Source organism: Plantactinospora endophytica, from assembly GCF_016862915.1.
GTDB lineage: Bacteria > Actinomycetota > Actinomycetes > Mycobacteriales > Micromonosporaceae > Plantactinospora > Plantactinospora endophytica.
In genome coordinates, this window is record NZ_BONW01000041.1 from 218998 (window position 1) to 231326 (window position 12329).

The 12329-nt window shown below is 70.4% G+C and carries 10 protein-coding genes; all 10 read left to right on the top strand.

The genetic code is table 11. The features are described 5' to 3' along the window. Nucleotides 1–11: 11 nt before the first annotated feature. Nucleotides 12–896, top strand: coding sequence for a fumarylacetoacetate hydrolase family protein (locus Pen02_RS34475; RefSeq protein ID WP_203870353.1), 885 nt, complete (start codon nt 12–14; stop codon nt 894–896). Next, on the top strand, nt 893–2371 hold the full coding sequence (locus tag Pen02_RS34480; RefSeq protein ID WP_203870354.1) for a CoA-binding protein: 1479 nt from the start codon (nt 893–895) through the stop codon (nt 2369–2371). Before Pen02_RS34475 ends, Pen02_RS34480 begins: the two co-directional genes overlap by 4 nt. A gap of 28 nt (nt 2372–2399) precedes the next feature. Next, on the top strand, nt 2400–3896 hold the full coding sequence (locus Pen02_RS34485) for an NAD-dependent succinate-semialdehyde dehydrogenase (RefSeq protein WP_275413639.1): 1497 nt from the start codon (nt 2400–2402) through the stop codon (nt 3894–3896). After that, the gene (locus Pen02_RS34490; protein WP_203870355.1) at nt 3893–4693 is read left to right on the top strand and encodes an SDR family NAD(P)-dependent oxidoreductase; all 801 of its coding nucleotides are present in this window, start codon (nt 3893–3895) and stop codon (nt 4691–4693) included. The genes Pen02_RS34485 and Pen02_RS34490 overlap by 4 nt, the downstream gene beginning before the upstream one ends. Before the next feature lie 250 nt (nt 4694–4943). Then, a complete protein-coding gene (locus tag Pen02_RS34495) occupies nt 4944–5735 on the top strand; it encodes an SDR family NAD(P)-dependent oxidoreductase (RefSeq protein WP_203870356.1) in 792 nt (263 codons plus the stop codon). Next, nucleotides 5728–6588 carry an enoyl-CoA hydratase/isomerase family protein gene (locus Pen02_RS34500; RefSeq protein ID WP_203870357.1) on the top strand — a complete coding sequence of 287 codons (861 nt, stop codon included), beginning with the start codon at nt 5728–5730 and terminating at the stop codon, nt 6586–6588. The genes Pen02_RS34495 and Pen02_RS34500 overlap by 8 nt, the downstream gene beginning before the upstream one ends. Before the next feature lie 9 nt (nt 6589–6597). Then, entirely contained in the window at nt 6598–8154 is a 1557-nt protein-coding gene (locus Pen02_RS34505) for an ABC transporter substrate-binding protein (RefSeq protein WP_203870358.1), read from the top strand. Between the two features lie 65 nt (nt 8155–8219). Next, on the top strand, nt 8220–8933 hold the full coding sequence (locus tag Pen02_RS34510; RefSeq protein ID WP_203870359.1) for a mycothiol-dependent nitroreductase Rv2466c family protein: 714 nt from the start codon (nt 8220–8222) through the stop codon (nt 8931–8933). Nucleotides 8934–9119: 186 nt separating this feature from the next. Continuing rightward, nucleotides 9120–11384, top strand: coding sequence for a glycoside hydrolase family 127 protein (locus Pen02_RS34515; RefSeq protein ID WP_203870360.1), 2265 nt, complete (start codon nt 9120–9122; stop codon nt 11382–11384). A gap of 442 nt (nt 11385–11826) precedes the next feature. Further along, on the top strand, nt 11827–12276 hold the full coding sequence (locus tag Pen02_RS34520; protein ID WP_203870361.1) for a hypothetical protein: 450 nt from the start codon (nt 11827–11829) through the stop codon (nt 12274–12276). Nucleotides 12277–12329 lie beyond the last annotated feature (53 nt).

Sequence of the window (12329 nt, forward strand, 5' to 3'; positions counted from 1 at the left end):
GGCCGGCACCGATGAAGCTCTGTCTCTTCGACGACCACCGGATCGGCGCCGTCCGGGACGGCGGTGTGGTCGACCTGACCGCCGCGCTGCCGTGGCCGCACGACCCCGACCCGGAGACGGCCGGCGGTTGGCGCCGGCTCTGCCGGGACCACGCCGAGCTGGCCGACCGGCTGGCCGAGGCGGTCGCCGCCGGCCCGGTCGTCCCGCTGGACGCGGTACGACTGCGCGCCCCGGCGCTGAACCCCTCCAAGATCATCGCTGCGGCCAGCAACTACGCCGAGCACGTGCACGAGATGCACGCGGTGCAGGAGCGGACCCTCGGCAAGGTCGAGGAGTGGATGATGTCCTTCGACGTCTTCCTCAAGGCGCCCTCGTCGCTGGCCGGCCCCGGAGAGCCGATCGTGCTGCCGGCCGAGATCCTGGCCGCCGGGCACGAGGTGCACCACGAGTCGGAGTTGGTGGTGGTGCTCGGCCGGGGTGGTCGGGACATCCCCGTCGACCGGGCGCTGGAGCACGTCGTCGGCTACAGCATCGGGCTGGACATCACCGTACGCAGCCCGGGGGACCGGTCGCGGCGGAAGAGCTACGACACGTTCAGTCCGCTCGGGCCGTGGTTGACCACCGCCGACGAGGCCGGCCCGCCGGACGAGTTCGAGATCGAGCTACTGGTGAACGGCGAGCAGCGGCAGCGGGTGAGCACCGCCGACCTGCTGGTTCCGGTGCCGGAGATCGTCGCGTACGCCTCCCGGGTGATGACGCTGCGACCCGGCGATCTGATCTTCACCGGGGCACCGCCGGGCGTCGGCCCGATCCGGCCCGGCGACGAACTGGTGGCCGGCATCAGTGGCCTCGGCGAACTGCGGACCAGCGTGACCGCCGGAGGCGAGCCCCGATGACCGGCGTCGATCGCGTGGTCGAGTCGGAACTCGACGAGCCGGCGACGACACCGGTCGGGGAACGGTCGCTGCTGGACGTACTGCTGCATCCGGAGAGCCTGGCCATCGTCGGCGCCTCGGACAATCCGGTGAGTCTGGGTGGCCGGCCGCTCGGTCTGCTCGCCGCCGCCGGCTACGCCGGCCGGGTCTATCCGGTCAACCCCACCCGCGCCACCGTGCAGGGCCGACCGGCGTACCCGTCGGTGCGGGAGCTGCCCGAGCAGGTCGAGGTGGCGATGGTGATGGTGAAGGCCAAACTGGTCCCGGCGGTGCTGCGCGACTGCGCCGCCGCCGGGGTACGGGTGGCCATCGTGCTCAGCTCCGGCTTCGGCGAGGGCACCGGACACGGCGCCGAACTGCGGGACGAGATCGCCGCGATCGTGCCGACCACCTCGATGCGGATCCTCGGCCCGAACTGCGAGGGCCTGGCCAGCCTGCCGGCCTCGGCACCGCTGACGTTCAGCCCGGTGCTCGACGCGGCCCGTACCGGCCAGGTGGTGCTGCCCGGCAAGGTGGCGGTGCTGTCGCACAGCGGCGGGCTCGGCTTCGCGGTGGCGCAGTGGGGTTCCCGGGCCGGGATCGGCTTCAACTACCTGATCAGCACCGGCAACGAGGGCGACCTCGACGTGCTGGAACTGGCCGACCGACTGCTGGTCGAGACGGACACCGAGCTGGCGGTGCTGGTGCTGGAGGGGGTGGCCGAGCCGGACCGGCTCGCCGCGCTGGCCCGGCAGGCCCGGCAGCTCGGCAAACGGCTGCTGGTGGCCCGGCTCGGGCGTTCCGACGCGGGTGCCCGGGGCAGCCTGGCGCACACCCGGCACGACGCGACCAGCCTGGACGGGCTGACCGCGCTCTGCGCCACCGAGGGCATCACGCAGGCCGGCGGCGAGCGGGAGCTGATCGACGTACTCCAGGCGTTGGACAAGGTGCCGACGCTGGGCGGGCGCCGGGTCGGCATCCTGGCCACCTCCGGCGGTGCCGGGGTGTGGCTGGCCGACGCCTGCCGGGACGCCGGGCTGGAGGTACCGGAACTCTCGCCCGAGCTGCAACGACGGCTCGCCGGCTTCATGCCGGAGTACGGCTCCCCGGTGAACCCGGTCGACCTGACCGCGCAGTTCATCGCCACCGGCTCGTTCGCACCGGCGATCGAGGCGCTGGCCGGCTCCGGCGAGGTCGACGCGGTGGTACTGGCCACCTCGCTGGCGTCCTCGGGACGGCTGGAGCAGGACCGGGAGGCACTGGCCGACCTGCTCCGGCGGGACCTGCCGCCGCTGGTCGTCTACACCTACACCCACCCGGCCGAGTCCTGCGTACGCATCCTCGAAGGGCTCGGCCTGGCCTGGTACACCAGCTCGACGGGGGTGGCCCGTGGGCTCGCCGCCGTCGCCCCAGCCCCGGCCGACCTGGCCGGGACACGGACTCGACGTCCGCGGTGACGCCGATGCACATCCGGCGGGAGGAACGTTGAGCACGGCAATCGGAAATGTGATCACCTCCAGGATCTCGGACCGGAGCCTGCTGCGCTCCGACGCGTTCGTCGACGGCGAATGGGTCGGAGCGGAGAACGGCGCCCGGTTCCCGGTGCACGACCCGGGCACCGGCGAGCTGCTGGCCGAGGTACCCCGGTTCGGTCGGACCGAGACGGCCCGGGCGGTCGACGCGGCCCGGCGGGCCCTGCCGGGCTGGCGGCGGCGTACCGCGATCGACCGGTCCGGCATCCTGCGCCGCTGGGCCGAGCTGATCCGGTCGCATGTGGACGACCTCGCCACGGTGCTCACCGCCGAGCAGGGCAAACCGTTCCCGGAGGCGCGCGGCGAGGTGCTCTACAGCGCCGCGTTCCTGGACTGGTTCGCCGAGGAGGGACGGCGGGTCTACGGCGACGTGATCCCGTCGCACTCGCCGACCGAGCGGATCCTGGTCTGGAAGCAGTCGGTCGGGGTGGTCGCCGGGATCACCCCGTGGAACCTGCCGGCCGCGATGATCACCCGGAAGGCGGCCCCGGCGCTGGCCGCCGGCTGCGCGCTGGTGCTGAAACCGGCCGAGCAGACCCCGCTGACCGCGCTGGCCCTGGCCGAGCTGGGCCGGCGGGCCGGAGTGCCGCCGGGGGTACTGAACATCGTCACCGGCTCCGCGCAGGATGCCCCGGAGATCGGCCGCGAGCTGACCGGCAACCCGGTGGTCCGCAAGCTCAGCTTCACCGGCTCGACCGAGGTGGGCCGGCTGCTGATGCGGCAGTGCGCGGACGGGATCAAGAAGGTCTCCCTGGAACTCGGCGGCAACGCCGCGTTCGTGGTCTTCGACGACGCCGACCCGGAGCTGGCGGTCGAGGGGATCTTCTCCGCCAAGTACCGCAACGCCGGGCAGATCTGCACGGCGGCGAACCGGATCCTGGTGCAGGAGGGGATCCGGGAGCGGTTCACCGAGGCGCTGCTGCGGCGTACCGAGGCGGTGCGGGTCGGCACCGGCTTCACCGAGGGCGTGGAGATGGGCCCGCTGATCGACGGACCGGGGCTGGACAAGGTGCAGCGGCACGTCGCCGACCTGGTGGACCGGGGCGGTCGGGTGCTCACCGGCGGGCGCCCGCACGAACTGGGCGGCACCTTCTTCCAGCCGACCGTGGTGGACGGGCTCTCCGACGAGTCGCTGGCCTGGCGGGAGGAGACCTTCGGCCCGGTGGCGGCGATCCGCAGCTTCGGTACGGAGGAGGAGGCGATCGCGCTGGCCAACGACTCCGAGTACGGGCTGGTCGCCTATCTCTACGGACACAACCTCGGGCAGATCTGGCGTACGGCGGAGGCGATCGAGACCGGCATGATCGCGGTCAACACCGGTCGGGTCTCCGGTGAACAGGCACCGTTCGGCGGGATCAAGCAGTCCGGCATCGGCCGGGAGGGCTCGAAGTACGGCCTCGACGAGTGGCTGGAGCTGAAGTACGTCAACCTGGCCGGGCTGGACCGATGAGCACCGCCCGGGACCGGCCGGCGAACCTGCTGCCCGGGGCGACCGAGCTGACCGGTCAGGTGGCGATCGTGACCGGCGGGGCGATCGGGATCGGCCGGGCGATCGCCGAGGACCTCGGCAGTGCCGGGGCGAAGGTGGTGGTCGCCGACCGGGCCGGCGCGGCGGAGACCGCCGTCGAGCTGCGGGCGGTCGGGATCGACGCGCTCGGGTTACCGGTCGACGTCTCGTCCGAGGCGGCGACCCGGGAGTTGGCCGCCGAGGTGCTGCGGGCGTACGGCGGGATCGACATCCTGGTCAACAACGCCGGGATCTTCACCACGCTCCGGCCGGGGCCGTTGGAGGAGATCGACGTCGCCGAGTGGCAGCGGGTGATGGATGTCAACGTGCTCGGGTCGTACCTCTGCATCCGGGCCGTGGTCGGGCCGATGCGGGACCGGGGCGGCGGGCGGATCGTCAACATCGCCTCCACCACCGCGTTCAAGGGTGTCGCGCACCTGCTGCACTACGTCGCCAGCAAGGGTGCGGTGATCGCGATGACCCGGGCCACCGCCCGGGAGCTGGGCGACGACAACATCCTGGTCAACGCCGTGGCGCCCGGTTTCACGGTGAGCGACGGCATCCTGGACGGCGGCGCCGACCTGGCCGAGCTGCGCCGGGCGGCGCCGGGCAAGCGGGTACTGGCCCGCGAGCAGCGCCCCCGGGACGTGGTCGGGGCCGTGCGGTTCCTGGCCGGGCCGATGTCGAGCTTCGTCACCGGCCAGACCGTCGTGGTCGACGGCGGCGCGTTCTTCCACTGACCCACTCAGCACCGCCCCGAGGCACCAGCAGCATTCGCAATCGTTCTGCAATACAGAACTAGACGAGCAGATCTAGCGCCACGAGAAATCCGTTCGTAATGTACGAGCCACCGAGAGGGAAAGATCCTCTCCCCGAAGCCATCCTATGACCCGGTACCGCCCGCAACGTTTCCGCAGCTAGAAGGCTTGGCCGACCGGCCCGCCCGCTGCGCGGCGGCGGTCCGATGGAACAGGAAAGAAGACCGAACTCATGGATCTGGGCCTGGCAGGCAAGACAGCTCTCGTCACCGGCGGCAGCGCGGGCATCGGCAAGGCGATCGCCCGCGCCCTGGTGGCCGAGGGCGTGCACTGCGCCGTCTCCAGCCGCAGTCTCGACCGGGCCCGCGCCGTCACCGCCGAGCTGTCCGGTCCCGGCCGGACCCTGCCGGTACAGGCCGAACTGCGGGACGCCGACGCGGTCGAGTCGATGGTCCGGCAGGTCACCGAGGAGTTCGGCGGAGTCGACATCCTGGTCAACAACGGCGCGGTGGTCAGCGGCAACCAGGCCGAGGACTTCGACCACGTCAGCGACGAACTGATCCTCACCTCGTTCGAGGAGAAGTTCCTCGGCACGATGCGCTGCTGCCGGGCGGTGGTACCGGGAATGCGGGCCCGGGGCTTCGGCCGGATCATCAACATCGCCGGGCACAAGGCCCGGGAGGGCGGCGCCATCTCGGCCGGCGCCCGCAACGCGGCGATCGTGCACCTGACCCGGTCGCTCGCCCTGGAACTCGGCCGGGACGGCATCACGGTCAACGCCGTACACCCGTTCACCACCGTCACCGAGACGCTGGAGTCCCGGATGGCGGAGGTGGCCAAGCGGCGCGGGGTGACCCTGGCGGAACACCTGGCGCACGTGGCCGGGCGTACCGCACTGGGTCGGCTGGTCACCGCCGAGGAGATCGCCGCGTTCGTCGCCTTCCTCGCCTCGCCGCTGTCGGTGGCGATGACCGGCGAGGTCGTGGCGCTGACCGGCGGCGTGGATCGAGCCGTCCATGGCTGAGCCGCAGACCCCCGAGCCGGTACTGGTGGCGGTGGACGGACCGGTCGCCACGGTCACCCTCAACCGCCCGGCGGTACGCAACGCGATCGACGACGCCACCCGGGCCGCGCTGATCGGGGCGCTGGCCCGGGTCGGCGAGGAGCCCGAGGTCCGGGTGGTGATCCTGACCGGCGCCGGTACGGCGTTCTGCGCCGGTGGCGACATCCGGGCCATGGAGCAGCGGCTGGCCGCCCCGCCCGGCGAGGTGGCGATCCGGGGCTGGCAGCGCCAGCACGGCACGTACGCGTTGACCGCCGGCCTGCACCGGTTGGACCAGGTGACCATCGCAGCGGTGAACGGGCCGGCCGCCGGACTCGGCATGGACCTCGCGCTGGCCTGCGACTTCATCGTCGCCGACTCGGCCGCGTCGTTCGTGGCCAGCTTCGTGCTCCGCGGCCTGATCCCGGACGGCGGCAGCATGTACCACCTGCCCCGCCGGGTCGGCCCGCAGCGGGCCAAGGAACTGCTGCTCTCCGGCCGTAGGGTGGACGCCGCCGAGGCGCTGGAGATCGGCCTGGTCGACCAGCTCTCCGCCCCGGGCGCCGCGCTCGGGCACGCCGTCGACTATGCGGCCCGGTTCACCGGCCGTTCCCGGCCCGCCCTGATGCTGGCCAAGTCGATCATCAACCGCAGCTTCGAATCCTCGCTCGACCAGATCGCCAGCCTCGGCAGCCAGGCGCAGGCCATCTGTTACACCACCGATGCACATCGCGACTCTGTGCGCTCCTTCCTCGACAGCAGGCGAGGCGGAGCGGCTGCCGGCGGGGCCCCGACGGGCTCGACAGATCCACCGCCTGTACCACCCAGAGAATGAGGAACCACCATGAATAGGCGAAGGAAAGGTGTCGTCGTCGCGCTGGTCGCCGCGTTGGCGCTGGCCTCGGCCGCCTGCGGCTCGGGCGGTGCGCCCGGCGCCGCCGCGACCGGAGCGGCGGTGCGCGGCGGCGAGCTGACCGTGCTGGTCTCGGAGGGCGGTCTCGCCCGGTGGCCGACCCTGGACCCGGTCGCCTCCGGTGTCGCCAACCACGAGTACCGGAACGCCATCTTCGGCCAGCTCTTCACGCAGGGGCCGAACAACAAGATCGAACCGTCCCTGGCCACCGGCTACACCTTCGCCGAGGACCAGCTCTCGGTGACCATCACCCTCCGCGAGGGGGTCAGCTTCTCCGACGGTACGCCGTTCAACGCCGCCGCCGTGAAGGCCAACCTCGACCGTTCGCTCGACCCGAAGAACGCCTGCCGCTGCGTGCAGTTGTTCAAGCCGGTGAAGTCGGTGGAGACGGACGGCGACAGCAAGGTCGTACTCACGTTCTCCCGGCCGTTCCCGCTGGTCATCGCGTCGTTCCTGAACGAGGCGCCGAACTGGGTACCGTCGCCGGCCGCGTTGGCGTCGATGGGCGTGGACGCGTTCGGGCAGAAGCCGGTCGGCGCCGGGCCGTTCGCGGTGGTTAGCAACGTGGCCAACCAGGAACTCGTGCTCAAGCGCAACGAGAAGTACTACGACACCCAGGCGCCGTACCTGGACAAGCTCACCTTCAAGACCATCGGCTCGGACCAGACGGCGTACGCGGCGTTGCAGTCCGGCTCGGCGGACGTGCTGGAGGGGATCACCACCGTTCCGCTGCTGACCCAGGCGAAGCAGCAGTTCACCCTGGCGCCGGTGGCGGCGGTCTCGGTGTGGCAGTTGCAGTACAACACCCTGAAGGCGCCGCTGAACGACCAGCGGGCCCGGGAGGCGCTGTCGTACGCGACCGACGCCGAGACCATCAACAAGGTGCTGTTCGGCGGCCTGAACGAGAAGGCGGAGACGCCGACCGCGCCCGGTGGGCTCTTCTACCAGGCCAGCATCGACGGCTACCGGGGCTTCGACCAGGCCAAGGCGAAGGAGCTGGTGCAGCAGCTCGGCGGCCTGGAGGTCGAGATCATGCTCGGCGGTGCCCAGGAGGAGATGCAGGTCGCCGAGGCGATCAAGACGATGTGGGGCGAGGCGGGGATCACCGTCAAGGCGATCAACCAGGAGCCGTTGCAGACCCGTAACGACAACTTCGCCTCGAACAACTGGGTGCTGGACTTCGCCTTCGTCGGCAACTACGACCCGGCGCTCGGGCTGAGCATCGACCGGTACTTCGGGTCGGACGGGCTGAACAGCGGGGTCAAGGACCCGGCCCTGGACGCCGTACTGGAACGGGGTCGGCAGGGGAAGGACGAGGCGACCCGCGCCGCGGCGTACCAGGAAGCGTTCAAGATCCTCAACGACAAGGCGTACAACAAGATCCTCTTCACCCGGCAGACGTTCAACGTGGCGGCGAAGACGGTCCAGGGGCTCGACCAGGGAGTTCCCTGGGTGGCCTGGGAGAAGGTCTCCCGCGCGGCCAGCTAGCGGCGTGCGGTCGCGCCGGACCGGTCCAGGTCCGGCGCGACCGTCGACGGAGGAGAGGAAGCCAGATGGAGAAGGTGCTGTTCTACTTCGACCCGCGCTGCCCGTGGTGTTACCAGGCCAGCCGCTGGGCGCGGCGGCTGGAGGCGCTCGGCGAGATCGAACTCGACTGGGCGCTGTACTGCCTGGAGGTGGCGAACCTGCCCGAGGGCGCTGACCCGGTACCGCTCGGCGAGACCGCCCGCTCCGCGACCGCGCTGCGGGCCGCCGCCGCGATCGGCCGGAAGGAGAACTCGAAGGCGATCGGGCGGTTCTACCGGGCCCTCGGCGACCGGGTCTGGGAGACCAGCGAGCCGGCCAAGGACCGGGACCTCGCGGTGGCGGAGTCGGTCGAGGCGGCCGGCTTCGACCGCTCGCTCTTCACCGAGGCGCTCGCCGACCCGCAGACCTGGCTGGACGTACTCGAACAGCACCGGCACCTGGTCGTCGACAAGGGCGGGATCGGCCTGCCCACGCTGGTGCTGGACGGCGGCGCCGGCCCGGCCATCTTCGGGCCGGTACTCAGTCAACTGCCCGACGACGAGGACGCGGTCAAGATCTGGCGGCACCTGTCCTGGCTCGCCCGGTACGACAACTTCTTCGAGTTGAAGCGGCACCGCACCGAACAGCCGAACCTGCCGGGCTGGCGGGTCCAGCCGTCCAAACTGACCTTCGGGTCGCGGCCGTGGCTGCCGCCCGTACCCGATCGGCCGGAACCGTCGGCGCGGCCGGCGCCGGCCTGACCCGCCGCTCCACCCCGCAGTACCGGTGTCGATTCCACTGGGGAATTTCGACAACTGTCGCAATCATGGTCGGCCATGTCTCTGGTTGAATGTGAGCGATCACATCGGCACCGACCTGCCGAAGGGTGACGAGGCGTCAGCGTGCGCCCCGGGATGGCAGGCGGAGCCACCACCCGAGGAGGTTCAGTGGTCGCAGACCAGCACGCACTCGACCGTCGTCGTTTCCTGCGTACCGTCGGAGCGGTGACCGCCGGCACCGTCGCCGCCACCGGACTGCCCGGCGCGGCGGCATCGGCCGCACCAGCCGAAACGGCACCGCTCGCCGGCCCGGCTCCGGTCGCCGCACCGGACGGGGCCGCGGTGACCGCCGCCGCGACGCTGTCCCAGGGCGACTTCTACGACCGCAACCCGCGCTGGACGGTGAAGCCGTTCGGGCTGGACCAGGTCGAGTTGCTCGACGGCAGCCTCTTCGCCGAGAAGCGGGACCGGATTCTGAACCTGCTCCGGACCTATCCGGCCGACCGGGTGCTGCACAACTTCCGGGTCACCGCCGGGCTGACGCTGCCGGAGGGCTCCACCCCGCCCGGCGGCTGGGACGACGCCACCGGCAACCTGCGCGGGCACTACAGCGGACACCTGATCACCGCCTTCGCCCAGGCGTACGCCTCCACCGGCGACTCGGTCTACGGGGACAAGGTGGACTACATCGTCGCCGAGTTGGTCGCCTGCCAGGCGGCGATGGCGGCCAGCGGCCGGTTCAGCCACCCCGGGTTCCTGGCCGCCTATCCGGAGGACCAGTTCGTCCGGCTGGAGTCGTTCGCCACGTACCCGACGATCTGGGCGCCGTACTACACCTGTCACAAGATCATGCGGGGGTTGCTGGACGCGTACCTGCTGGCCGGGAACGCGCAGGCGCTGACCGTGGTCACCGCGATGGGCGACTGGGTGCACAGCCGGCTCTCGGTGCTGCCCCGGGAGACCCTGAACCGGATGTGGGCCATCTACATCGCCGGCGAGTACGGCGGGATGAACGAGGTGATGGCCGACCTGCACGCCCTCACCGGGGATGCGAAGTATCTCGCCACCGCGAAGTGCTTCGACAACCGGCAGTCGCTCTTCGACGCCTGTGTGGAGGACCGGGACACCATCACCCGGCTGCACGCCAACACCCACGTACCGCAGTTCGTCGGCTACCTGCGGGTCTTCGACCAGGGGGCCGAGCAGACGTACCACGCGGCGACGGAGAACTTCTGGCACATGGTGGTGCCACACCGGATGTACGCGCACGGCGGCACCAGCGGCACCTGGCCGGCCACCCCGGACCTGCCGGCGAACACCAACGCCGAACTGTTCCAGCCGCGCGGCAACATCGCCAACTCGATCGCCGGGAACGGCGCCGAGACATGTACGTCGTACAACCTGCTCAAGGTCGCCCGGAACCTGTTCTTCCACGACCCGGACCCGGTCTACATGGAGTACTACGAGCGCACCCTGCTCAACCACATCCTCGGGTCCAAGCGGGACAACGAGTCCGCCACCACCCCGAACGTCACCTACTTCCTGCCGCTGACCCCGGGCAGCACCCGTGGCTACGGCAACACCGGCACCTGCTGCGGGGGCTCGGGCCTGGAGAACCACACCAAATACCAGGAATCCGTCTACTTCCGGTCGGCGGACAACTCGACGCTCTACGTCAACCTCTACGTCGCCTCGGTGCTGACCTGGGAGGCGAACGGGTTCATCGTCCGGCAGGAGACCGACTATCCGCGCAGCGAGCAGAGCAAACTGACGGTGCAGGGCCGGGGCCGGCTGGACATCCGGCTGCGGGTGCCGGGCTGGGCGAAGGACTTCTCGGTCAAGGTCAACGGGGTGGCCCGGAAGGGCAGGGTGACCCCGGGCAGCTACCTGAGCATCCAACGGAACTGGAAGCCCGGCGACACCATCGAGGTGACGATCCCGTTCGTACTCCGGCTGGAGAAGGCGCTGGACGACCCGGACGTACAGGCCATCTTCAACGGTCCGGTGCTGCTCCCGGCACTCGGCACCGGCAACACGTTCAAGGAGTTCTCGTTCTACCGGCACTTCACCCTGGCCGGTGACCTGTCCCGGGCGGTCGTACCGGTCGGCGACGGCACCTTCACCACCAACGCGCACACCCTGCGCCCGCTCCACGTCGGCGACACCCAGGCGCAGCACGTCTACTTCCGGCGCTCCGAACCGGCGATCGCCTTCGGCTCGCACGACTCCGGCGTCCCCAACCGGAAGCGTCCGGACGGTACGTCGTTCCTCGACGAGGTCTGGGCGGCGGCACCGTTCAAGTCGCACAGTCAGTTCATGACCAAGGTCTCCCGGACCTCGAACGAGTGGGTGCAGGCCGGCCTGCTCACCCGGGACGAGCGCTGGGACATCATCACCGCCGCCGGCAACGCCGAGGACGAACTGGAATCCTGACCGGTACGCCGACGACCTGGCGCCATGCCCGGGGTGTGGCGCCAGGTCGCCGGAGTCAGCCGTTCGGACGCGGTGCCGGAAGCCTTGTCGGTGATGCCGTGACCAACCACGATCGAAACGGATATCGCCTCCGGTGGGTGGGGCGGGTTCTCTTTTTACGCCGGGCTGTGGTCGGCGTTGCGACAGTTGATCTGATAATCGGAGATGGCGCGAGCCGTCAAGCGATTATCCGCGCTTGCGGGAATTGGCATTCGGCCTTGATTGGTGAACTGTTCCCGAGCAGGGCATCTGCCGGTCGCGCGGTCGACGGATCCTGCGGCAACGGCCGTGGTAGCTACTACTCTGATTTCAAGTCGAGCACCGGGGCGTCGGCGGCGTCGTCGCGCGCCACGCGCTGCTGACTCCACCACGAGTCCCACTACGACAAGGGCAAGAGGTTTGAGTGACCGGGATCGTCGAGGTTCGAACACGGTTCGACGGCCGCGAACTCACCGCCCGACCGTCGGCCCGACTCGGGCACCTGGCCTACTCCATGGCCACCCTCGCCGCACCGGTGGCCGTCCTGACGATCTGGTACTGGACGATCACCGCAGCTCACCCTGACGAACAGTTTCCGCCCCTGCAAGGGCTGATCGGCAACGTGGCCGCCTTCTCGTGCGTCGGTACCATGCTGTGCCTGGCTCTCGGCCCGCTGGCCTCCGCCGTGGTTACCCCGGCACTCTTCGCGGGCTTCGTGGTCGCCCAGCACGCGGTACCCCACTCGGTTCTCACCGACGAGTTCGCCACCGGCCGTTCCTGGCACACCAATTACTGGATCACCATTACCCTGGCACTCCTGACTCTGGCCCTCAGTTGGCGCCTACGAGGCATCCCCTGGCCTGACCGCCCTTGACCATCGCCCATTCAGCGGGCGACGCAAGCCCGAGTCCGGCGAGTACGCCATCC

Coding starts and splice junctions, on each gene's coding strand:
- Pen02_RS34475 (WP_203870353.1), top strand. CDS start 12: ATGAAGCTCTGTCTCTTCGACGACCACCGGATCGGCGCCGTCCGGGAC.
- Pen02_RS34480 (WP_203870354.1), top strand. CDS start 893: ATGACCGGCGTCGATCGCGTGGTCGAGTCGGAACTCGACGAGCCGGCG.
- Pen02_RS34490 (WP_203870355.1), top strand. CDS start 3,893: ATGAGCACCGCCCGGGACCGGCCGGCGAACCTGCTGCCCGGGGCGACC.
- Pen02_RS34495 (WP_203870356.1), top strand. CDS start 4,944: ATGGATCTGGGCCTGGCAGGCAAGACAGCTCTCGTCACCGGCGGCAGC.
- Pen02_RS34500 (WP_203870357.1), top strand. CDS start 5,728: ATGGCTGAGCCGCAGACCCCCGAGCCGGTACTGGTGGCGGTGGACGGA.
- Pen02_RS34505 (WP_203870358.1), top strand. CDS start 6,598: ATGAATAGGCGAAGGAAAGGTGTCGTCGTCGCGCTGGTCGCCGCGTTG.
- Pen02_RS34510 (WP_203870359.1), top strand. CDS start 8,220: ATGGAGAAGGTGCTGTTCTACTTCGACCCGCGCTGCCCGTGGTGTTAC.